At 28.1% G+C, this 23,586-nt stretch carries 20 protein-coding genes; 18 read left to right on the top strand and 2 right to left on the bottom strand.

Annotation, left to right across the window (positions count from 1 at the left end; translation table 11 throughout):
• Positions 1-40 precede the first annotated feature (40 nt).
• The 10 genes from HMPREF0077_RS09375 (at position 41) to HMPREF0077_RS09330 (ending at position 10,568) form a co-directional block, all read left to right on the top strand.
• On the top strand, positions 41-265 hold the full coding sequence (locus HMPREF0077_RS09375; RefSeq protein ID WP_248596452.1) for a hypothetical protein: 225 nt from the start codon (positions 41-43) through the stop codon (positions 263-265).
• Between the two features lie 698 nt (positions 266-963).
• Positions 964-1,647, top strand: coding sequence for a response regulator transcription factor (locus HMPREF0077_RS09370; protein ID WP_004837769.1), 684 nt, complete (start codon positions 964-966; stop codon positions 1,645-1,647).
• Positions 1,640-2,686, top strand: a complete 1,047-nt coding sequence (locus HMPREF0077_RS09365) for a sensor histidine kinase (RefSeq protein ID WP_052588113.1) — start codon at positions 1,640-1,642, stop codon at positions 2,684-2,686. Before HMPREF0077_RS09370 ends, HMPREF0077_RS09365 begins: the two co-directional genes overlap by 8 nt.
• Before the next feature lie 219 nt (positions 2,687-2,905).
• Positions 2,906-3,793, top strand: coding sequence for an ABC transporter ATP-binding protein (locus HMPREF0077_RS09360; RefSeq protein WP_004837767.1), 888 nt, complete (start codon positions 2,906-2,908; stop codon positions 3,791-3,793).
• A gap of 1 nt (position 3,794) precedes the next feature.
• Positions 3,795-5,075 carry an ABC transporter permease gene (locus tag HMPREF0077_RS09355; protein WP_004837765.1) on the top strand — a complete coding sequence of 427 codons (1,281 nt, stop codon included), beginning with the start codon at positions 3,795-3,797 and terminating at the stop codon, positions 5,073-5,075.
• Positions 5,035-6,591, top strand: coding sequence for a radical SAM protein (locus tag HMPREF0077_RS09350; RefSeq protein WP_004837764.1), 1,557 nt, complete (start codon positions 5,035-5,037; stop codon positions 6,589-6,591). The genes HMPREF0077_RS09355 and HMPREF0077_RS09350 overlap by 41 nt, the downstream gene beginning before the upstream one ends.
• A gap of 67 nt (positions 6,592-6,658) precedes the next feature.
• Complete coding sequence (locus HMPREF0077_RS09345; protein ID WP_022620838.1) at positions 6,659-6,856, top strand: Apre_1838 family putative sactipeptide bacteriocin; 198 nt, start codon at positions 6,659-6,661, stop codon at positions 6,854-6,856.
• Positions 6,857-6,983: 127 nt separating this feature from the next.
• Positions 6,984-8,213, top strand: a complete 1,230-nt coding sequence (locus HMPREF0077_RS09340; RefSeq protein WP_004837761.1) for an ABC transporter permease — start codon at positions 6,984-6,986, stop codon at positions 8,211-8,213.
• Positions 8,214-8,243: 30 nt separating this feature from the next.
• A complete protein-coding gene (locus HMPREF0077_RS09335; RefSeq protein ID WP_004837760.1) occupies positions 8,244-10,019 on the top strand; it encodes an ABC transporter ATP-binding protein in 1,776 nt (591 codons plus the stop codon).
• Positions 10,020-10,046: 27 nt separating this feature from the next.
• On the top strand, positions 10,047-10,568 hold the full coding sequence (locus tag HMPREF0077_RS09330; protein ID WP_004837759.1) for a VanZ family protein: 522 nt from the start codon (positions 10,047-10,049) through the stop codon (positions 10,566-10,568).
• 725 nt (positions 10,569-11,293) lie between these two features.
• Here the strand turns inward: HMPREF0077_RS09330 and HMPREF0077_RS09325 are convergent.
• Positions 11,294-12,664, bottom strand: coding sequence for a relaxase/mobilization nuclease domain-containing protein (locus tag HMPREF0077_RS09325; protein WP_004837758.1), 1,371 nt, complete (start codon positions 12,662-12,664; stop codon positions 11,294-11,296).
• The gene (locus HMPREF0077_RS09320; RefSeq protein WP_036764329.1) at positions 12,664-13,032 is read right to left on the bottom strand and encodes a plasmid mobilization protein; all 369 of its coding nucleotides are present in this window, start codon (positions 13,030-13,032) and stop codon (positions 12,664-12,666) included. Before HMPREF0077_RS09320 ends, HMPREF0077_RS09325 begins: the two co-directional genes overlap by 1 nt.
• 830 nt (positions 13,033-13,862) lie before the next feature.
• On the opposite strand from HMPREF0077_RS09320, the gene HMPREF0077_RS09315 reads away from it, so the two are divergent.
• From HMPREF0077_RS09315 to HMPREF0077_RS09280, 8 genes are all read left to right on the top strand, one after another.
• A complete protein-coding gene (locus HMPREF0077_RS09315; RefSeq protein WP_004830157.1) occupies positions 13,863-14,501 on the top strand; it encodes a TetR/AcrR family transcriptional regulator in 639 nt (212 codons plus the stop codon).
• Positions 14,502-14,642: 141 nt separating this feature from the next.
• Positions 14,643-15,239, top strand: coding sequence for an MptD family putative ECF transporter S component (locus HMPREF0077_RS09310; RefSeq protein WP_004830159.1), 597 nt, complete (start codon positions 14,643-14,645; stop codon positions 15,237-15,239).
• 2 nt (positions 15,240-15,241) lie between these two features.
• On the top strand, positions 15,242-15,943 hold the full coding sequence (locus tag HMPREF0077_RS09305; protein WP_004837756.1) for an energy-coupling factor transporter transmembrane component T family protein: 702 nt from the start codon (positions 15,242-15,244) through the stop codon (positions 15,941-15,943).
• Positions 15,928-17,394: an ABC transporter ATP-binding protein gene (locus tag HMPREF0077_RS09300; RefSeq protein WP_004837755.1), complete on the top strand. Its 1,467-nt coding sequence runs from the start codon at positions 15,928-15,930 to the stop codon at positions 17,392-17,394. Before HMPREF0077_RS09305 ends, HMPREF0077_RS09300 begins: the two co-directional genes overlap by 16 nt.
• Positions 17,384-19,174 carry an ABC transporter ATP-binding protein gene (locus HMPREF0077_RS09295; protein WP_004837754.1) on the top strand — a complete coding sequence of 597 codons (1,791 nt, stop codon included), beginning with the start codon at positions 17,384-17,386 and terminating at the stop codon, positions 19,172-19,174. The genes HMPREF0077_RS09300 and HMPREF0077_RS09295 overlap by 11 nt, the downstream gene beginning before the upstream one ends.
• Positions 19,167-20,912 (top strand): ABC transporter ATP-binding protein, encoded by a 1,746-nt coding sequence (locus tag HMPREF0077_RS09290; protein WP_004837753.1) that lies wholly within the window; start codon positions 19,167-19,169, stop codon positions 20,910-20,912. The genes HMPREF0077_RS09295 and HMPREF0077_RS09290 overlap by 8 nt, the downstream gene beginning before the upstream one ends.
• A gap of 31 nt (positions 20,913-20,943) precedes the next feature.
• Entirely contained in the window at positions 20,944-22,287 is a 1,344-nt protein-coding gene (locus HMPREF0077_RS09285; protein WP_004837752.1) for an MATE family efflux transporter, read from the top strand.
• 810 nt (positions 22,288-23,097) lie between these two features.
• Complete coding sequence (locus tag HMPREF0077_RS09280) at positions 23,098-23,502, top strand: sigma factor-like helix-turn-helix DNA-binding protein (RefSeq protein ID WP_072469600.1); 405 nt, start codon at positions 23,098-23,100, stop codon at positions 23,500-23,502.
• Positions 23,503-23,586 lie beyond the last annotated feature (84 nt).

Below are 23,586 nucleotides of genomic sequence, written 5' to 3'. Positions count from 1 at the left end.
TTGCTACGCCTATAATGACAAAATCAATCAAGTAAAAAATTTGAAAAAAGGAGATTTTGTACACCTATTTGGAAAAGAAAAGAAAAGTATGGGAAAGGATAATAAGGAATACACAAGTCTAAAAGTATACTCTGCAAAGTTATTAAAAGCTAAAGAGCATACTAAAGCAAAAGCATCAACAATAGGGAAATTAAAGGAATTTAAGACTAAAGGGAATATGAAAGTGGATGAAAAGAAGAAAAAGGATAATAGCATAGAAAGGTAAAAGATTATAGGGGGCAGGTTTTAGTCTGCTTACTGTATTGTATGATGGGGCAAGTTCCAATATTGGGGTGAAAGTCCCTAAACAGCGTATTTGTCGACGAATTCCATAGCAATCCTGAAATTTCACATGGAGATATGTGGAAGAGAGGAACGACCTGACTTGATGAACATGAATATGATATTAAGGTTGGTTAGATATGTAGATTACAGTATACTAACAGTAGCAAACAGTGTAGTGGCAAATAGAGTAATAGTTTTAGTAGCCAATGTATAGAAAAGAAGTTAGGATTAAAATAAATGCAACAAAATTCAAAGTTATTAAACCAACAAAGCTAAAATGTTTTGGATTTGAAGTCTGAAAAAGAAAAGACGATTAGAAGGCTAGAACAGACGAAAACTTTTTAAAAGATATAGTATATGTGATGACAGCAAAGACAATCTATTATCAATATAGTAGATATAGATATTGAAATGAGATAAGGAATAATGGTATACTTATTTATAAGTAGACATTTATAAACAACGAAAGAAATGTATATTAAATCAAAAATTATAGATTTAAGAAATTTAGAAAGATAGATTTAATTCATTAAAAGGATGTTGTATTGTTCTTCTTGATTCTTTTACTTAAAAAATTTCTTTATTTTTTTAAAGTTGTTTTGACAAAAGTGATAGATTTAAAATGGAGGAAATTTAGTTATGAATTACTCAGTATTAGTAGTAGAAGATGATGAAAGTATTTTAGATTTAATAGAGATATATCTAGAAAATGAAAATTATATTATAAAAAAGGCAACATGTTCAGAGGAAGCAATTAGATATATTAAGGAAGAAGAATTTGATTTAGCGATTTTAGATATTATGTTACCTGATAAAGATGGATATTATTTATGCAAAAAGATTAGAGAGTCTTTTAATTATCCAATTATTATGCTTACATCAAAAGATGATGAGTCAAGTAAAATTAAGGGCTTAACCTTTGGAGCGGATGATTATGTAACTAAACCATTTTTACCTGGAGAGTTAGTTGCTAGAGTAAAGGCTCAATTAAGAAGATACAATAATTATAATTTAAAAACTAAAGAAGGTACAGGAAATATTTTAACTTATCAAAATGTGGATTTAAATATCAAATCAAGAGAAGTTTTAGTTGATGGACAGGAAATTGATTTAACTCCTATTGAATTTATTATTTTAAAATCATTACTAGAGAAAAAATCTGAAGTACTAGGATCCGAAGATTTATTCTATAAATTATATCCGGATGAATATTATATAAAAAACAATACGGTTTCAGTTCATATTAGACATATTAGGGAAAAGTTAGGAGTGCAAAACAATATAATAACAACTGTATGGGGGGTTGGGTATAAAATTGGATAAAGATCAATATTTTAAAGATATACTAAAAAAAATAGTAATAAAAATTATGGTATTTTTATTTATTCTAATGAGTTGTATGTTTGCAATAGATAGCAATATTTTTAGATTTAATAATGAAATACACGAATTTTTTGTTATTAGATTGGATCTGATTTTTTTTGTTATTTTATTATTGGGGATATTAATTATTATAATAAAAGAATTTTCAAAATTAGAGAAAGATTATATTGACTTATGCAAAAAAATAGACGATTTGGATGAGAATATTGTTAGTTTCCCGACTCCTTATAAAACTTTAGAAGATTCCATAAATAGATTAAAATTTAAACAAAAAGAGATAGAATATACGCTTAAAAAAAGAGAAAATGAAGATAATGATTTAATCACCTACTTAGCACATGACTTAAGAACTCCTTTGACATCTATCATTGGATATTTATCAATGCTCGATGAAATGAAAGACTTGCCTAATAAGCAAAGAGAGAAATATATTAGACAATTATTAGAAACAGCATTAGGATTAGAAGATCTTATAAACCAATTTTTTGAAATTGCTAGATTAAATAATGGTGAATTTAGTATTCATAAAGAAAAAATTGATTTAGAATATTTTTTAATACAATTAAAAGATGAGCTTTATCCTATGATGAAAGAGAATAATCATAAGATAAATATCTCAAGTGAAGGCTCAATAATTGTAAATGTCGATCCAAATAAAATGAAAAGAGCCTTAGAGAATATTTTAAAAAATGCAATCTTATATTCTTATGCAAATACAGAGATAAAAGTTAAAATATATCAAACGTATAAGTGTGTAATATTAAAAATTATTAACAAGGCCGATACACTAGAAGAAGCGCAGATAAGAAATATGTTTAACAAATTTACTAGATTAAATCTAGCAAGAAATTCAAAAAAAGTGGGATGTGGCTTAGGTTTACCTATCGCAAAAGAAATTATTGAATTACATGAGGGTAAGATAGAGGTAGAAAGTTCTAATAATGAAGTTATTGTCATTGTAAGATTAAAAAATAAATGAGGATTACACCTTAATTATGTATAAAACTACATAATTAAGGTGTTTTTTTATTTTTTTAAAATTAATGAAATCTTAAGAATTAATCAATAGAATATTAAAATACTTTTTTATTGTATCAATTAAAATAAAATCATAGAGGAGTAAAATTTTTATCACTAACATGAACATGTATTTTTTACTTTTTAATAAGGAAGCATAAAAGATAAGGGAGGTAGTTTAGTGGAATTAGAGATTAAAAACGTAAGTAAGAAATTTAAAGATAAATTAGCGGTTGATAATGCATCAGCTACGTTATGTCCAGGTGTTTGGGGACTTTTAGGAGCAAATGGGGCTGGGAAAACTACATTAATAAAGATGATTACTGGAATTAGCAAACCAAGTAAAGGAGAAATTTTATATAATGGGGAAAGAATCAACAAATTAGGAGAAGAATATAGGAATTTGTTAGGATTTTTACCTCAAGAATTTATTTGTGCTCCAGAGTTTACTGTAAATTCATTTTTACAATATGTAGCTGCTTTAAAAGGTATAGACAAGAGCAAAACAGAAGAAATGATTAATAAACTCCTAGAAGTATTAAACTTATCTGATGTCAAGTACAAAAAAGTAGTAAAGCTTTCAGGAGGAATGAGAAGGAGAGTAGGAATATGTCAAGCTATTTTAAATAATCCAAGAATTTTAATTTTAGATGAACCAACAGCGGGGCTTGATCCTGGGGAAAGAATTAAGCTGAGAAATTTTATTACCGAAATATCTAAAGATAGAATAGTTCTCCTTTCTACTCATATAGTTTCTGACATTGAGTATATATCAACTTCAAATTTGATAATGAAAAATGGTGAATTTGTCTATTCTGGGACAACAGATGAATTAATATCTAAAATTAAAGACAAGGTATACGAAGTATCTATAACAAATAGAGAATACGAAGAAAAAGAATCACAATTAAATGTTGTCAATGTAAAACAGCAAGAGGATGGGAATGTTCTCATTAGATATATATCAAATGAAGAGAATATATTGAATAATTCTAAATTAGTAAAAGCTCACTTGGAAGATTTTTATTTGTGGGTATTCCCAGAGGATAGAAGCTTTAAGGTGAACTAATATGAGAATTTATTTAAATGAAATAAGAAGAATTTTATCAATAAAAACAAATCAAATTATAATATTGTTTTCATTACTACTTGCTATATTGCTTTCCATAGCTCCAATTAATTTTACAAAAATTACCTATGGAGAAGGAGATCAAGTAAAAAATTTAAAAGGAAAAGAAGCAATAGAATATATTAAAAAAGCTAAAGAGCCTTATTCAGGAAAGATAACAGAAGATTTAATTTATAATGGCACAAAAAAATATAGAGAAATACTAAGAGAATATAATGTTACTGATAGGTCTGAATTAAAACCTGAAATTAATACAAAGAAGCTTATGCCTATAGAACATATAAATAAGAAAGTAAATGAAGTATTCACTGATTCTCAAAGTAATAACCTTCCTCCAGTTTTAAGCATGGATATCAATGATAACAAATATTTTTACAATAAAGTATTTGATTATCTAAAAAAAGTAATTGAAAATGAATATCCTAATAAAGCTCAGAATCAAATTATAGAAAAATCTGAAAAAGCACTGGGTAAAATAAAAACTCCATATGAATATTATGGATATTATAGTACAGATGCAAATGATTATAGAGGATTTTATAATACGATAATAATAATTTTAATGGTTGTAGTAGCAGCTCCAATATTCTCGTCAGATAGTGAGAATGATTTAGATTATATATTTAAAACAACTAAATATGGGAGAAGAAAGTTTGCCATCTATAAAATCCTAGCAACACTTACGATTTCGGTATTAACTTTGCTCTTAGGAAACTTCATACAAGGCTCTATATTAGACTATGCTTTTGGAACAGAGTATAAAAAGACTTCTGTTCAGATGATGTTTAGTGCTTTAAGTTTGCATAATTGGAACTTTGGACAGTTTAATAAATATATGCTTATTTGTAATAGTATCATATTGATTTCAACCATTCTTGCTACACTAATTATTTCTGTATTAAGTAAAAGAAAAGTTGAATCCATAATGAAATCAATTTTATTAGCAGTATTTCCAACAATAATTTCTCCTATTGGTATGATTAGTGCTATAAACTATATTTTTCCATCTTCAGGAATAGGACTACTCAATTCATTACAAAATCAAATAGCTGATTTTAATTTTGTAAATGTTTTTGGAAATTGGATGAGTTCATCAAGTCTTATAATGATATCAGCTGTAATATATATTATTATTTTACCAAGTTTAGTAGTAATGATGTATTCAAAAATTGGAGGTAATTATGGACTTAATAACCCTAGAAAAAGAAAAGTTAGAAAATAAGTACAAAGAGTTATGTAAGGAAGAATATCCTGGGAGATTAGGCAAAACATTTAAAACAAAATATAATTTTTACTATTATGATAGTGGTACTGGTAAAGTAGCACAAATAAATAAAAATGTGTATAAAGTCTTAACTAAATTTTTAGAGAGCGAAAATTTCTTGGATTTTATAAAACTTGATATGTCTGAACAAGAATTTTGTGAGGCTATAAGTGAAATAAAAGATGCGATTAATAAAGAAAGTATACTCTCAGCAACTAAATTTAATTGTTTGACTGGAAAAACTTATGAACAAATTGATGAGATAATAGATAATAAGATACAAAATGTTACCTTAGAGGTTACAGAGAAATGTAATTTAAGATGTAAATATTGCATCTATAATGAATCTCATCCTGAATACAGAGCTTTTGGTCATAAGAATATGGACTGGGAAGTAGCAAAAAAAGCTGTTGATTTTTTAAAAGCTCATTCACAAAATTCTGATGAACGTCATATTGGATTTTATGGTGGAGAACCATTAATAAACTATGATCTTATAAAGAAAACAACAGATTATGCGAATAAGTTATTTGATAAAATGACTTATTCTATGACAACAAATGCTACTTTAATGAATGAAGAAATTGCTGATTATATTATGAAGAATAAATTCAATGTTATAGTAAGTTTAGATGGATATAAAGAACTTCATAATAAAAATAGATTGTTTGTTACTGGAGAGGGAAGTTTTGAAAAAACTATTAATGGATTAAAAATTTTATTGAGATCAGCAGAAAAATATAATAATAAAGAAAACATCACCTTAAACATGGTAATCGAAGGACCTGATTATGAGGATAAGTATGATAAGATACAAGTTTATTTAAATGAATGCGATTGGTTGCCTAAGAATATAAACATATTAACATCTTCCATAGATTATGGACCACATGAAAGCATATATACAAGACCACAATCTTATGAAGAAAGAATGATTTTAAAAGATTATTATGATCCAATTTTATCGTGGGATGAAAAAAATAAAATAAGGAATAAAGATAATACTAATGAAATATTTACAGATGCTGATGTAGATAAGGCTATGATGATTATACACAAAAGATTATTATCTGAAAAGCCTGTTAAAAAATATGGGATGAATGGTTGTTGTGTCCCTGGAGAAAGACGAATATATGTTACAGTAGACGGAAATTTCAAAATTTGTGAAAAGGTAGGAGATATTCCAGAGATAGGAAATGTACATAAAGGGTTTGATGAAAAAAGAATAAAAGAATTATATTTTGATGATTTTATTAAAGAATCTAGCAAATATTGCAAAGACTGTTGGGCTATTAATTTATGTACTTTATGTTATGTAAATTGCTATGATCAATATGGCACACATTTTTCTTATAGACATAATTCTTGTAGAAGTGAAAGAAAATATTTATTAGATAGCTTGATAAAATATCATGAGATATTGGAAGAAAATCCAGATGTACTCAAGGAATTTAACGAAATTGAGTTTCAGTAAAAATGATATGAATTAGATAAGTATATATGTATATATATATTTAAATAATTGAGAAGGAGGTGAGAATGTGAAATTTATAAATCCTATAGGAAGACATCCGGGCAGTGGAGCTCAACCACAAGCATGCATGTGTTCAACAGGTTTTGCTGGATATCGTGGCAACAATGATAGTTGTATTCATTGTGGCTGTGGTTGTGGCGGTAAAGGAGAATATAGAACTGGTAACAGAGTTCGCGCTTTAAAAACTCCTAGAGCATCATATTAATGATGAATCATAGAGGCTCACACTATATAGAAATTTTAGTCTATATTTTGTGGGCTTCTATAATAATTATAAATAATAAGACTAGTTTGCTTTGTCAAAGCTGTAAGGGAGGTATAGTTTATAGATTATGAATATATATATACAGGAACTTAAAAGATTTTTATTTAAAAAATCGGTAAGAGTCTTTTTGGGCATGGGTTTAGTTTTTACTTTTTTGATATCATTTATTACTTATAGAAGTGTACAATATGATGATATAAGTTCTGGAGATACAATTACTTATTTTGGAAAAGAGGCTATAGATCATTTTAATGAGGATGATAAAGCCTCTGAAGGTTATTTGACAGAAGAAAAAATAACTAAAGTAGTAAAATCTTATAAAGAAATATTAAATAATGAAAATGTAAACAGTAGAGAAAACTTATCAGAGGATGCTAAAAAAAATATATCTAAATTTGATCCTATATTAAGAGTAATAACATACCCATATACAATTACAACATCTGGAAGTTTACTTGATGTAAACGAACTTGATACAGAAAAAGATTTAAATTTTTATCAAAGTTGTTATGATGCATTGGAAAGGGACATAAAACAGAAATATGACAATGACAAGATAACTGAATTTGCTCTAGAAAAATATAAAGAGGTAAATAAACCATTTTATTATGGAGGATATTTTAGTGAGGATATACTATTTTTCGTAAATATTTTTATAACGGTATTATCACTAATTTGTATATTGATTTCATCACAGTGCATTGTTGAGGATAAAGAAAATTACCTAGATCCAATTTTTAGGACAACTAAAAATGGAAGAAATAAATATATTTGCAGCAAGATACTTGCCTTAGCAAGTATTATATCGCTTTATTTGATATTAAATATATCTATTTATTATGGCACTATTAAATATATTTACACTAGTGGTTTAGACTCATCTTTTCAAATGTTACTATTTAATCAACTGTCAATATCTAATTTAACTATAGGTAAAGTTATATTAAGTGTATTTTTGTTAAGTATATTATTTACTATTGCAAGTTCAATGATGTCAATATTTGTCGCTATAAATTCAAAAGTTTCTATGGTTTCATCAGCCATATCGAGTGCTTTATTTTTTATTCCATCATTATTGTATGGAAAAACTTTGTTTAAATCAATATTTTATTTTTTGCCGTCTATGGGATTAGGTACTGCAGAAAATAGCTTAATTGAACAGTATCAAAAATTTGAATTTGTTAAGTTGCCAGGTAAAATTTTATGGATTCCAAAGTTTCTAGTAATAATGGCTTTAATTAATATTGCTCTGTATTTATTGCTAAGTATAAAATCATATAACAAAATAAAGCAATAAATATTTTAATGGGAAGTAGAGGATAAATATATGGGTAAGGATAAAATAAATCATCTTGAATGTATAAAAATAGCATTCAAGATGATTTATGAAGTAGATAAAAATTCTTTTGCGATTACTATAATATTGTCAATTGTAAGTGGTGTTTTTCCGTTTTTAGTTCTTAAATTAGGACAAACAATAATTAATATAATTCAAATTCATTCCACTAGATTTGATAATATTATAATACTTATACTTATATATTTATCTTTACAATTTATATCTGTAATAGTAGATAATATTAAAAACTACTATTTACAAAGGTTAAGTAATGAAGTTACTTATTCTTCCATGAGGAAAGTAATGGGAAAATGTGCTGATTTGCCTTTAAAAAAACTTGAAGATAATAAAACTTACGATATTTTGAACAGAATAGAGCAAGATGCTACATTAAAGCCATATGAAATATTGATGTCAGTTATTAATTTGCTTTTTAATTTAACGCAAACTATTATAGCTATGTATGTATTAATTAAATGGAATTATTTTTTGGTTATTCTTTTGTTTGCAGTTACCATAATATCAGTGTTTGGAGAAATAAGAATAGGTAAATTAGAATTTAATATAAGAAATAGAAGAAGTACTTTAGAGAGGAAAAGTTGGTATTATTCTTTTTTATTAACTCACGATATTGCTTTTAAGGAGATAAAAACTTTTAGGTTAAAAAATTATTTTATTAGTAAGTATAAAGAAATTACAGATACTATTATTAATCAAAATAATAGCATTGAAAAATTGAAAGCTTTATTAATAATTGTTATAAATTTTTTTCAAGTTCTTATTAATTTATATATTTTTAAAGAACTTGCATTTAAAACGTATAATGGAGAATTTTTAATTGGAACTGCTATGGTGTACATAAGCACAATTGTTATATTTCAAGGTTCTCTTAATGAAACAGGAACCAGTGTATACAATATTATTAATTCAAATTTATATATAAATTTACTTAAAGAGTTTCTTGAATTTAAAACTGACGATTTAAAAGAAGAGACAAAAACTATACTAAGATCAATAAAAGACATTAATGTAATATCGTTATCTAATATAAACTTTTCTTATGATGATAATAGTTTAGCTCTGCAAGACATTTCTTTAAAGATAAAAAAAGGAGAATCCATTGCAATAATTGGGGAAAATGGTTCAGGAAAAAGTACACTTCTAAAAATTTTAGCTGGATTGTATAGTCCAGATTCAGGTGTGTTTTTAATTAATGGGATGAAATTTGATGATATTGAAATAGAATCTTATAGAACACAGATTAGTTCATTATTTCAAGATTATTTGAAATATGAGGGGACAATAAAAGAGAATATTATATTAGGGCAAATTGATAGAAATGAAGACGACTTTTCGATTCTAACAGCATTAAATAGTGCTGATGCAAAATTTTTAAAAAATGATGGTAAATATAATATTAATAAAGTAGTAGGTAATTGGTTTGAAAATGGGCAGGAACTTTCAGGCGGACAATGGCAAAAAATTGCAATAGCACGAACTATGTATAGAAAATCAAGTCTATTGTTATTTGATGAGCCAAGCTCGTCATTAGACATAATTTCTGAAAAAATCATATTTGATAATATTTTAAATAATTTGAATGATAAGATTATTATATATATCACCCATAGGATAAGATGTGCGATGAATTCTGATAGAATTATTGTGATGGATAATGGAAAAATAGTAGGTGATGGGAGTCACGATGATTTAATTGAAAACTGTAATAGATATAAGTTAATGTATAATAAGGAATTTAAGTGACTTTAATAGATTGAAGGGGAATTAATTATGAAATTGAAAAATCAATATATTTCAGTTGGGATGAAAGTGCTAACTGTATACTATATAATTTGGTTAATCTTTATTGTAGTATTTAAAATGACATTTTCAATCAATAATTTATTGATTGAGCGACAAATAAATTTACTACCATTTTATTATGACAATACAGTTAATATTAAAGTTGTTTTTGATGAGATGGTATCAAATATACTCATTTTTTTACCTTTGGGAATTATGATTAGATCTATTTTATTTCGTAAAAACAATTTAAAAAGTATTCTTTTTGTATTTTTCTTTAGTTTAGCTATAGAGTTTTTACAGTACGCATTGTCAATTGGAGTATTTGATATAACTGATATAATTAATAATACATTAGGTGGTGTATTGGGCGTGGGAATATATAATTTAGCTTTAAAAAAATTTAAATCTAAGTTTAAAGTAGATAAATTTATTTTTTGGATAGCTTTTATTAGTGCTATTTTTATAAGTTTAGTATTAATTGTTTTTTTAAAATATAATGGTATTTAAAATTTTGATATTAACTAAATTATTAGCATCAAAATTTTTTGTATAACGGGCAAGTTCCAATACTGGGGTGAAAGTTCCTAAATAGCGTAGTTGTCGACGAATTTCATAGCGATCCTGAAATTTCACATGGAGATATGTGGAAGAGAGGAACGACATGACTTGACGAACAGGAATATGATATTAAGGTTGGTTTGATGTTTAGATGAAAGTATACTAACAGTAGCAAACAGTGTAGTGGCAAACAGAGTAATGGTTTTAGTAACCAAATGTATAGAAAAGAAGTTAGGATTAAAAGTAAATGCAACAAAATTCAAAGTTATTAAACCAACAAAGCTAAAATATTTAGGATTTGGATTCTGAAAAAGAAAAGAGAGTTGGAAGGCTAGGGAACACGAGAATTCATTATAAAAGTTTAAAAGAAAATTAAATGTCCCACTGTAGATAGAAAACAGTCCTAGGGGTTTGGCGACTATTATTAAGTTGTAACTAACATAACAGGATTGTACTATATAAACAAAGAAATCCTCAAAAAGAGAGGACTTTAAAGCTGTTTTGATTATTATTTGCATTGAACTACTTGTATGTCGAATGGCACGTACGATGGTGTGAGAGGGTTATATTTAGTCCTACTCGATTTTTATTGGCAAAGGCAAAATGAGAGCTCATATTTGAAAGGGGCTGTGGAAAAGTTTCCACACTATCCTATCATTTTTTTATAGATCCAATTACTTATATAATTCATTATCAAGATATTTATCAGTATTTTTTCTTAATTGAGTCAATTCATTTATCAAGATATTCTTATTGGAGTAGTCATCCATAAGAATATCTTTTTTATTTTTGTATTCATCATATAATTTTGACAACTCTTTTATACTTAGATTTTTATATTGACACCTTTCTAAAGTAATTATTGCTTTTTCATATGCGATAATTCGAGGCTTATATTCACTATAAAAATCTTTATCATTTGGGTTTTCTTTATAGGTTTTATAGATAACCTTATTTATTTTTATAGTGTTAATGTCTTCAATAGCTGTGTAAATTTCGCTCATAACTTTCTCTATATCCTTAATTTTATTTAAAATTTTTTGCCTATTAACAGCCTCATCTTGAAGTTTATTTTCTAAATCCATACTAGATGATAGACCATATTTTCTAAGCTGATTTAAGGTATTTGCCATAGTATTCATGTTATGTTTTCTTGCCCATATTTCATAACCTTTGGAAGATTTAACCTTTTCATTGCCTTCTATATCTATTATATTATCAAATTTCTTATAAGATTTCTTAGCATAATATATTTCACTATTTTTGTAATCTTCATTTACCTTATTTTCAATTCTTTCTTTTATTTTCTCTTTTGTATAATCTTTTCCAAGAGTAGTTTCCTTCGCACGAATGAATCGCCCCTTTTCTCCTTGTTTTTTATGTCTGAAAGAAAGATATTTTCCAAGTTTAATTTCATAGCCATATTCTTCCATAAGCTTTAAGAAATTCTCATAGCTATTTGCTTTATTAATAGCATGATCAATAGAAATTTGAAGTTTATGTTTCCAAGATTTTCCTTTATTAAATTCAATATATTCTTTGTAGGATTTACCATTGGTTTTATACTTTTCTTTAAATTCTACATAATCTTCATCTATAACAGAGAGCTTATATTTTCTACATAAATCATCACTATGATTTCTAATTTGGTGGTAAGTTTTTTTGTTACTTTGATATGCTTTACCAGTTTCAAAAGAAACATTATTAAATAGTATATGATTGTGAATATGTCCCTTATCTATATGGGTAGTAAGAACATATTCATACTTTCCTTTTAAGATTTTATCGCATAGTTCTATACCTATTTGATGAGCCTCTTCAGCAGTAGTTTCTCCAGGAAAAAAAGATTGAATTAAATGTCTTGCTAAAACTTTTGCTTTAGAATTACATTCTATTTTTGTTTGTTCAAATTCTAAATGAGCAGTTATAGGGTTACAGTTTAGGGAGGAAATTAGAATTTTTTCATCTGTTTTATCACTATTCATAATGTAATCAAGTGCTACTTTTAAAGTGGATTTTATAGGATGAATTTTAGTAATTGCCATTATTCTTTCTCAGTATTTATGCTATTAGAATTAGTAAGAGAGTATATTTTTTTACGCATAGAGAAAATATCTTTTGCTTGATTTTCTAATAAGCTTTTTAAATCTTCTACATCATCTTTATATATAATTGATGTAGTATTTACCCTTTTAGCAATTTGATTTATATTATTTGAAGTACGACTTATATTTGTTGACATTTCACGAAATACATCCATATCTAATACATAAATATCTTTTTCTAAAATACATTTCATAATAAATTGCCTAAGAGTTTTACACTTAGATGCTTTATATTTTTCATTTAGCAATTCTAACTCCTCATCAGATAACATTAAATAGATTCCGTTATTTCTAAATCTACTTGTCATAATTTAACCTCCTTAATAAATTTATTAATCGAAATAAAAAAGAAAAACCTGTAAATTCAAGTAGGACAACTTGACTTACAGGTTTAATTTATTCTATATATTTCGTCTGGAAATCTCCTGATTTAAATTTTTATTATTCATATTTTATCACTTTTTGAGATAATATTCAAGTTTACGTTGGGGCTATTATAAGCGTTTGTTGCTGAATTTAATTATTATAAATTTAGGGGTTTGGGGATATTCCCCAACAAGTAAAATGGAAAAAATAAGCGATATAATCGTAGTATTCTTATTCCATTTTTAGTAAGTGCATATGCACTTACTGTGCTTGCTATTTTTGCTATTTTTGCTATTTTTGCTATTTTTGCTATTTTTGCTATTTTTGTTTAATAAAAATACACTATTTTATGATAACTTAAATTACTTATAAGTAATTTAAGTAAAGAGTACTTTTATATAAAGAACGGAACTGTATTGGAGAATGTGAGAGTAGGAGATTATGAATATGAATTGATAATGAAAGAAAAAAACACATTAGAAAAAACAAGTTTCAATGGAAATTTCTGATTAATCTTAATAGAGATAAAATTTTACAAAGACAGATGGTATATACATTGGAATGGGAAAATATAGATAATGAATGTATTATTAATGAATTACATAAATTTGGAATTAAAGGGGTTCAGATATCAAATAATTACATTATAGCATATAGGAATTAAATTATTTATATTAAAGGTTATAGTACCTACATGTATTAGCATTGAAATTAAAAGCAAGGTGTGTTATAATATAACTAAGTTATATTTGAAAGGAGAATGTAGTGAATAGTGGCTAATGGAGATTATGAGGTAACTCACTCAAAGATATTAGATTGTGGCAAAAAAATTTTCAAAGAAAAAGGATTTGAAAAAGCTAATCTAAGAGCAATATGTAAAGCTGCGGGCGTGACAACAGGTGCTTTTTATGGACATTTTGAAGATAAAGAAGATCTTTTCTGTAAATTGGTTGAACCTCTTATAGACCAAATAAACATATATTATACAATGTATGAAGACAAGAGTTTTGATGTTTATAAGAAAGAAAGCCCAATAAGTAGAGAAGCTATTCAGAATGTTTTGGAATCAAAAGCACAAGGTGCTATTGAAATGGTACTGTATTTCTTTGAACATAAAGATGTGTTTGAACTTTTAATATTCAGTTCTTATGGAACAAAACATAATAACTTTTTAGATAGTATCATTGAGAGAGAAGACAAAAATCATTTTAAAATTCTAAGTATGATTTATGGCGAAAATAATGTCAATGATGTAATAACTAATAGAGGAATACACTTGCTGAATCATGCATATTTTTATGCTTTGTCAGAAGTAGCAGTTCATTCGCAAAATAAAGAAGAAGTAAAATTAAATGCAAGTTTGATTTCACAGTTCTTTAATGAAGGATGGAGAAAAATTCGAGGATTATAAATAAATTTTAGCTAAATATAACTTAGTTATAATTGATTTTTAACTTAAATATAACTTAGTTATATTGGTCGTGGAGATTATGGAGTTAAAAATTAATATCTATGTATTAGACATAAATAAAATTTTAAGGAGGATTAACTTATGAATTTAAAAAGTGTTGTAAAAATAGCTGTTTTTTCAGTTATTGGATTTGTTTTGACAATGGGATTAGGATTTTTGACGGGATCCTTTGGAATGCTCCCAAGTTTATATTTATCGTCAGCCTTGCCAACAATTATTGTAGCACCGGTTTTTGTTATTATGTGTAAACAGGTTCAACAAAGAGGTACAGCATTTTTATATTTTCTATTGATGGGTGTTTTCTATGTTCTCATGGGAATGTGGCCAGTAATCGTTGTTTGTGCTATTGCAGGAATTTTAGCAGAACTTGTAATTGGTAAAAAGGAAAATTATGTGAATAAAAATATGAGGATTGGAACTGCGTTTGGAGCAGGTATGTTCATATATTCCTTACATGCTATGTATTTTATGTTTGTATTTGGTGTAGAAGGACTTGCAAAGCAATTCCCAAAAATGTTTACAAAAGATTATGCAACATTCCTTTATAATTTTTACACTCCTAGAAACATATTGATTTGTCTGTTGATTTCACTTGTAGCTTCAGTCATAGGTGCTTATTTTGGGACATACATTTATAATAAATTTTTTAGCAATAGGAAGAAAAAAAGTGTTTTGTAGAGATGAAAAAAAATAATAAAAACAAACACCAACTATCAGATAAAATCAACCCACTTACTATAGTTGGGTTGATTTTATTGTTTTCAGTTATTTTAACGGTAGGAGAACAATCGCAATACCTATTTTCCCTTATTTTTGTTTTAGGGTTATTATTTTTATTTTCTATCAAAAAAGCATTTAGAACGATATGTTCATTGCTTATAGTATGGGGACTTATTTATTTACTAAAACCTCATTTAGGAAATGTTTTGATTGGCTCTATATATACAATGTTACTTGTAGTGTTGAAGTTTGCTCCACTTTTCATATTGGGAAGAGTTCTGTCATCATATAGCTCCTCGCATCTAATTGCTGCATTTAGAAAAATTGGAGTTGATGGTGGAATAGGTATAGGAATCACAGTATTTTTTCGTTTTATTCCAGAAATCTCTATTAGGATGAAGGAAATAAACAACGGCATGAAAATTAGAGGATTTAAAGCAAGTATTTTCAAACCAATTAGAACATTTGAGTTATATTTTGTTCCTCTTATGTATAAGTGCATAGACATAAGCGACACCTTAACTTGTTCAATTATATCAAAAGGAATTGAATACGATGGGGAAAAAACAAGTTTTCATGAGGTGAAAATTACTTTTATTGATATCGCAATGATAGTCGGAGGGATGATTTTGTTGGGGGCGAGTTTATGGAAAAAATTTTAGAGGCAGAAATCAAATCTTTTCATTATGGAGAAGATTTGATATTAAAAAATTTAAAAATGTCCGTAAACAAAGGCGAAATTGTAGTCTTAACGGGTCTTTCCGGATGCGGAAAAACGACACTTTTAAGATTACTAAACGGGCTTATTCCATCCTTTTATGATGGTGATTTGGACGGAGAAATCAAGATTTTAGGGAAAGATATAACGGCATATAAAAAGGGAGAGTTAGCTAAATATATTGGCAATGTATTTCAAAATCCTAAAGATCAATTTTTTTGTGATGTTGTTGAAGATGAAATTGCTTTAGTGGGTGAAAATTTGGGCTTAGACAGGGATACATTAAAAGAAAAGGTTGAAGAAGCAATGGACTTATTAGGAATAAGCCATATCAGCAAAAAATCCATTTTTGAATTATCAGGAGGAGAAAAGCAAAAAGTAGCTATAGCTGGAACTCTTATCTATGATACAGATATTATTTTTTTTGATGAGCCATCAAGTAGCCTCGATTACGATAGTATAAAACACTTCAGTGAAATACTTCTCAGATTGAAAGCGATGGGGAAGACAATAATTATAGCGGAACATAGACTCTATTATTTAAAAGAGATTTTTAACAGGTTGATTTATATAAAAGATGGTACAATATGTGGTATTTTTCCGAATGGGAGTCTTAGTAATGATAAATGTAAGGAACTTGAGTTAAGAACACTTAATGAAAGAGAATTGGTATCAGAAATAGAACCGATTGTAGCTGAAAGCTACATAAAACTAAATAACGCTTGTATCCATCAAGGGAAAAGAACCTTGATAAAAAATTTAACTTTTGAGCTTGGGAAAAGCGAAATAATGGGAGTTATTGGTTCTAATGGTATTGGGAAAAGTACTTTAGCAAAAGCATTATGCGGATTATCTGAAAAATATTTAGATGTAAACTATGGGCATAAACAAAAGGAAAGGCTCAGAAACTCATACTGTGTATTACAGGATGTAGATGCTCAGATTTTTTTAGACACAGTAGAAAATGAACTGATATTTTGCAAAGATAAAAATTCAGAAAGTGATTTAGAAGAAATCCGTAACTACTTAAAAGATACAGATTTGTGGAATAAGAAAACCAATCACCCACAGAAATTATCAGGGGGACAAAAACAACGATTGGCAATTATCACTTCATTTTTATCATGTCGTAAGCTAATAATTTTGGATGAACCAACATCAGGGCTTGATTATAAAAGTATGAAAATCATGTCCGAATTAATGAAAGAAAAAGCAAAGGAGATTCCAATTATAATAATTACTCATGACTTAGAGCTGTTATTTAAAACCTGTCATTCCGTCTTAATGCTCGGTGATAAGGATTATAAAAAAATATCTGTAAAAGGAAATGAAGAGTTGATCATGGATTTTATGGATAAAAAAATTTTATGGAAGGAGATAAACTATGTTAAATAAGGTTTTCGAATATGCTGGTACGCATAAAAAATCAATTCACTTAGCAAGTTTTATTATGCTTATTAGTGTAATTATGGGTGTGTTACCCTTTCTATTTGTATATAAAATCATCAATCCACTTGTTTTAGGTAAACAATTGGAATTTGAAAGAATTGTTTTTTTATTGATAAGCATTTTAGTTTGTTTAGTATTACAAGCTGTCTTAGGTGGAGTAGGTCTTAATGTCTCACATAAAGCAGCATACAACACGTTACTTGGACTTCGAACATCTTTACAGAAAAAAATGGAAGCTCTTCCATTGGGTGTTGTTGAAGAAAAAGGGACGGGTACAATCAAAAAAATGTTCGTGGATGATATTGGTAGTTTAGAAGTGCTTTTAGCTCATTCGCTTCCTGAAGGAATAGCTAATTTAATTGTACCTATTATGGTTTATGTTTCAATGTTTTTTATTGACTGGAGATTAGCTTTAATGTCATTAGCTTCTATTCCGATTAGCGTTCTCGCAATGATGATTATGTACTCTGTAGGTATGAAACAAATGGGTCCATATTATATGGCAAGTGGAAAAATGAATAATACCATTATTGAGTATGTAAACGGTATGGAAGTTGTAAAAGTATTTAATAAGCAAACAGAGTCTTATGAACGCCTTTCTAAAGATATCAGTAATTACAGAGATTATGCACTTGCTTGGTATAAGACGGCATGGCCATGGATGGCGTTATACAGTGCCTTACTTCCATGCACAATTATTTTAACATTGCCGCTTGGTGGCTACTTTGTATATATGGGCTATGCAAGCCTTTCTAACTTAATATTAATATTATGCCTTTCTTTAAGTATAGGCTTACCACTACTGAAAGCTCTCGGATTTTTACCAACTATGCCGCAGTTAAATTATAAAATTTCTGCTTTAGAACAAGCCTTAAATATGGCTCCTTTAAAACAGGGAGAAAATGATTTTAAGGGAACAGGACAGACTATTTTATTTGACAAAGTTACCTTTGGCTATCAGTTAAGCAAAATGGGAGAAAATGGGCAGCCTGAAACCTATATTAAGAATGTTATTCATAATGTTAGTTTTACGGCAAGAGCCGGCGAAAAGACAGCGATTGTTGGCGAATCCGGTTCAGGAAAAAGTACTTTGGCTAAACTTTTAATTCATTATTATGATGTTTTAGATGGAAGCATAAGTATTGGTGGACAAGACATACAGGATATAAGATTGGAATCACTCAACAAACAAATTTCTTATGTAGCACAAGACCAATATCTGTTTAATACCTCGCTTTTAGAAAATATTCGCATTGGTAATTTAGATGCCAGTGATGATGATGTTATAGAAGCAGCTAAAAAAGCCCAGTGCATGGAGTTCTTAAATAGACTTCCGAATGGCATTTATTCTTTAGCTGGAGAAGCAGGAAAGATGCTTTCAGGTGGAGAAAGGCAAAGAATATCATTAGCAAGAGCCATTTTGAAGAATGCTCCGATTGTTGTGCTTGATGAGGCAACAGCTTACGCAGATCCGGAAAATGAAGAAAAAATGGAAGCGGCTATTCGTGAACTTGTAAAAGACAAAACCTTAATTGTTATTGCACATAAGTTGCCGTCTATTGTAGATGCAGATCAGATATTGGTTATGGATCATGGTCGTTTAGTTGCGAATGGAAAGCATAAAGATTTATTAGAATCTTCGGTAGAATATCGCAAATTATGGGATGCGACACTATTTAGTAAAGATTGGAAAATCAGCAGAAAGAAAGGTGAAATGAATGTTTAGACTAATTTCAAGAATTTTAAATTTATCAGGTAAATACAAAAACAGAATAAAGTCCGCATTTATATTTGCCTTTGTTGAATCTATATTAAGTAAAATGCCTATATTTATTGCATTTACCGTTTTGATTGGATTTTATGAAAAAACGAATACCCCCAAAACTTTTCTATATGTCGGAGTAGGACTTGTTTTAGTGGTTTTATTACAAGCTGTGGTTCACTTCTTAAGCGATAAATTACAAAGTGCAGCTGGCTTTATGATTTTTGCTGATAAAAGAATGGAGCTTGGGAATCATCTTAGAAAGCTTCCAATGGGATATTTTACAGCAGGTAATTTAGGAAAAATAAATTCTGTTTTAAGTTCGGACATGGCTTTTATTGAAGAAGTTTCCATGAGTACGATTGCAAATATGATGAGCTATGTATTATCAACGCTTGTACTAACAATATTCATGTTTGTTTTAGATTACAGAATTGGACTGATTGCGATGTGTGTAACACTGGTTGCAACACTGCTTGCAAATAGCATGAACAAAATGTCTTTATCTGAATCGGTTATTAGACAAGAACAAAGTGAAAAACTAACAGATTCAGTTTTGTCATTTGCTGAGGGGATCAGTGTTATTAAAAGTTACAACCTTTTAGGTGAAAATTCTAAATCTCTTACAGATAATTTTATATCCTCAAAGGAGACATCTATAAAATTTGAAAATAAAATAACACCATGGACAACCGGTTTAAATATTATTTATGGGATTGGAATTACATTTATTTTGGCAGTGGCTTTATATCTTAATAGTAAAGGAACTTTGGGACTTCCATATATGTTGGGGCTTATTTTGTTTGTGTTTGACTTATTTAGCCCTTTAAAAACACTTTATGGTGAAGCTACAAGGCTTACTGTAATGAACGCTGCTTTAGATCGCATTGAAGAAGTGTTAAATGAAACCGAACTGCAAGATGTGGGCAAAAAACAAATTTCAAATTCTGATAACTCAGAACCTGAAATTTGTTTTAATCATGTTAAATTTTCTTATGGTGAAAAAGAAGTCTTGCATGATATGAGTTTCAAAATGAATAAGAATACAATGACGGCTTTAGTTGGGCAGTCCGGTGGAGGGAAATCCACAGTGGCAAATCTTTTGGCAAGATTCTGGGATGTAGACTCTGGAGAAATTTTGATTAGAGGTGTGAATATAAAGGATATTTCACTGTCTGAATTGATGTCAGAAATCAGTATGGTTTTCCAGAGAGTTTATTTATTCCAAGATACAATTTTTAATAATATTGCTATGGGAAAAGAAAATGCAACTAAGGAAGAAGTTATAGAAGCAGCCAAAAAAGCAAGATGTTATGATTTTATTATGGCACTTCCTGATGGATTTGACACAATGATCGGAGAGGGAGGTGCAACTCTATCTGGTGGTGAAAAACAAAGAATTTCTATTGCTCGCTGTATATTAAAAAATGCTCCTATTGTAATTCTTGACGAAGCAACAGCAAGTGTTGATGTGGATAATGAAAGCTATATACAGGAAGCAATCAGTGAATTGGTAAAGAATAAAACATTATTAGTTATCGCTCATAGATTAAATACTATTAGAGATGCCGATAATATTATTGTAATCAAGGAAGGCAATATTGTAGAACAAGGAACCCATAATGAACTAATTTCTTTAAATGGGATTTATAAAAATATGGTAGAGCTGCAAAATAAAAATAATGGCGTAAAAATACTGTGAGAAAATATTTATTATAAATGGAGGTAAGTACGTGAAACAGGATATGAAAGAACAACTTCTTACAAAAAGTCCATTATCTTTAATGTTTCAACTATCAATTCCGGCCGTAATCGGAATGATAGTTATAGGATTATATCCATTAATGGATGGAATTTTTGCAGGAAATATTATAGGACAAAGTGCAATGACCGCTTGTGGAGTTGCACTTCCACTTACATTTTTTAACAGTGGTACATCAACTTTACTTGGAGTGGGAAGTGCATCAATTTTATCTAGATCTCTTGGAAAAGGTGATAGAGAAACCGTAGATAAGATTATGGGAAATTTAATTTATTTTGTAATTTTATTTTCCGTAATAATTACAGTTGGAGGAATAATTTTAGCTCCACATTTTCTAGACTTAGTAGGTGCAAGTGGAGAGATTAAAGAACTTGGAGTTAGGTACTTAAGGGTAATATTTTTAGGCTCTATTTTTGTAAACTTCACACAATCAGCTAATATGGTTATGCGTGGCGAAGGTCTTATGAAAAGAGCCATGGGAATTATGGCAATGGGAGCCTTTATAAATATTATTCTTGATCCAATACTTATGAAAGCTATGGGAGAATATGCCATAGAAGGGGCTGCCATTGCAACCGTAGTTGCTCAAATTATTCAAGCTATTGTAACTTTATATTACTTTAAAAATAAAAGTGAAAATGTAAAAATAGGAAAAATTAGAAAGTATAAAGAAGTTTATAAAGAAATGTTTGGTGTAGGAGTTTCTGCAATGATTATGCAAGTTTTCTTTATGATTCAACAGACACTTTTATATAAACAAGCCTTTTTATACGGAGGAGAGACAAACGGCATATTAATGGCAGCAACTCTAAGAATTTATGCCTTTTCATTCATTCCACTTTGGGGAATGAGCCAAGGACTTCAACCGGTCGTTGGAACAAATTTTGGTGCTAAAAAATTTGATAGGGTAAGAGAAACTATGAAAGTATTTTCAATAGGCGGACTAGTTCTTGCTGCAATATTTTGGATACCTGTACAAATATTTACAAGAGAAATTCTATCAGGATTTAATGTAAGTGAAGAAATAATATCACAAGGATTGAATAATCTTAGATTATTTTACTCAGTATTTATTTTATACGGAGTAATGGTTATGACCATAACATTTTTCCAAGCTATTGGTGATGGCAAAAAGGCAGGAAAGATTGTAATGCTAAGACAACTTATTTTATTTGTTCCAGCTATGTTAATACTTCCTAAAATTTTTGGTAGTAGTGCAGTTTGGTGGGCAGAGCCGGCAGTTGATTTATTGATGATTATAGTTGGATTAATAATGCAAGGAAAAGCTCTTTCAAAAATGGCAAAAGGCAACTAAATAACATTTTAAAAAATAATATATTTAGACTTTGAAAGGAGAGATTTTCATTGTGAATGAAAATTCAAAAAGATAAAGATTATCCGTCAATCAAAAAAATTACAAATACAAAAAAATTGGGAAAAAAGTATTTATTTCCAAAAGGTTTAATAAGTCAACAATGATATATAAGCGGGAATAAGTACAGGATGCTTATATAGTTATTATAAAAGAAAAGAGGATATTTTATATGATTTAATTTCTGAAAAATTTAATTTTGTGAAATTCATAGAATTTGTATTAAAGGATGTAGACAGTATTATTAATACAAATATTATAGAAATATTAATAGATAAAATATTCAGTTGTGAAGAATTCAGATCTATATATGCTATTTTTTAGTTGAATCTAAGGATGATAAAAAATTTAAGAATTTGAAAGAACAAATAAAACTCAGATTTATAAATTATTTTAATAATAATTTAGATAATCACACAAGCATGGAAGCTGATAAATTTCATGACAAGCTTTAGTTATTAATACTTTTAATAAAATATTTAGATACTAAAAAAGATAATTATGCTCATATCAATATTTAGAAAGATATATGTGTAATGGAGGTAGATACTTTAATGATAAAAAATCTATATAAGGAAATAATAAGTTTATCTACCTATTTAAACATCATATTTATTTTTATTTTTTAGATTTAATAAAAAACTGCATTTAGTTTTTAAACTATTATTTTTTAGAGGACGCGGCATGTCTAAATGTCGCAGTCCTCCTTTTTTTATTTTCAAAAAAGAATTTGAAAAAGAAAAGGAGGACAAGATGTCTAAAGAAAAATATATTTATGTGGATGGAAAGAAAATATATGTAAGCGATGAAATTTATAGAGAATATAAGAAACTAAAGAATCGTGAAGAGTATCTATCAAGACTAGATAGAAAGTATAGAGATCTTTATTTTACAAGCGAAAATGATGCTATAGAAAATATAGTAGATAAAAGTGTAAATGTAGAAAAGATAATTGAGACTAAGCTTAGAATAGGGGATCTATATAAGGCACTTGATAACTTAAATGAGGAAGAAAGAAAGATAATCGATGCTTTATATTTTGAAGAAAAAACAATCCGAGATCTAGCAAAAGAAAAAGATGTATCTTCCAAAAAAATTTTCACATCAAGAAATAAAATATTACAAAAACTAAAAAAACTACTCGATGTAGAAGATTAGGGAATTACTAAGGATCTTCTTGTTTTATGGGAAATTAAAAAATACTTCAAAAAAAATGGAAACAAGAGGCATAAAAATTAAGGT

The organism is Anaerococcus tetradius ATCC 35098 (assembly GCF_000159095.1).
GTDB classification, from domain to species: Bacteria; Bacillota; Clostridia; order Tissierellales; family Peptoniphilaceae; genus Anaerococcus; species Anaerococcus tetradius.
Note: the sequence above shows the minus strand (reverse complement) of the source record. Positions and strands in the feature narration are given on the sequence as shown.

Excerpts from the sequence above, each read along its gene's own strand:
- HMPREF0077_RS09320 (WP_036764329.1), bottom strand. The coding sequence starts at position 13,032 with ATGACAAGTAGATTTAGAAATAACGGAATCTATTTAATGTTATCTGAT.
- HMPREF0077_RS09370 (WP_004837769.1), top strand. The coding sequence starts at position 964 with ATGAATTACTCAGTATTAGTAGTAGAAGATGATGAAAGTATTTTAGAT.
- HMPREF0077_RS09325 (WP_004837758.1), bottom strand. The coding sequence starts at position 12,664 with ATGGCAATTACTAAAATTCATCCTATAAAATCCACTTTAAAAGTAGCA.
- HMPREF0077_RS09355 (WP_004837765.1), top strand. The coding sequence starts at position 3,795 with ATGAGAATTTATTTAAATGAAATAAGAAGAATTTTATCAATAAAAACA.
- HMPREF0077_RS09310 (WP_004830159.1), top strand. The coding sequence starts at position 14,643 with ATGAATTTAAAAAGTGTTGTAAAAATAGCTGTTTTTTCAGTTATTGGA.
- HMPREF0077_RS09335 (WP_004837760.1), top strand. The coding sequence starts at position 8,244 with ATGGGTAAGGATAAAATAAATCATCTTGAATGTATAAAAATAGCATTC.
- HMPREF0077_RS09350 (WP_004837764.1), top strand. The coding sequence starts at position 5,035 with ATGGACTTAATAACCCTAGAAAAAGAAAAGTTAGAAAATAAGTACAAA.
- HMPREF0077_RS09290 (WP_004837753.1), top strand. The coding sequence starts at position 19,167 with ATGTTTAGACTAATTTCAAGAATTTTAAATTTATCAGGTAAATACAAA.
- HMPREF0077_RS09280 (WP_072469600.1), top strand. The coding sequence starts at position 23,098 with ATGTCTAAAGAAAAATATATTTATGTGGATGGAAAGAAAATATATGTA.
- HMPREF0077_RS09300 (WP_004837755.1), top strand. The coding sequence starts at position 15,928 with ATGGAAAAAATTTTAGAGGCAGAAATCAAATCTTTTCATTATGGAGAA.
- HMPREF0077_RS09330 (WP_004837759.1), top strand. The coding sequence starts at position 10,047 with ATGAAATTGAAAAATCAATATATTTCAGTTGGGATGAAAGTGCTAACT.
- HMPREF0077_RS09305 (WP_004837756.1), top strand. The coding sequence starts at position 15,242 with ATGAAAAAAAATAATAAAAACAAACACCAACTATCAGATAAAATCAAC.
- HMPREF0077_RS09340 (WP_004837761.1), top strand. The coding sequence starts at position 6,984 with ATGAATATATATATACAGGAACTTAAAAGATTTTTATTTAAAAAATCG.
- HMPREF0077_RS09295 (WP_004837754.1), top strand. The coding sequence starts at position 17,384 with ATGTTAAATAAGGTTTTCGAATATGCTGGTACGCATAAAAAATCAATT.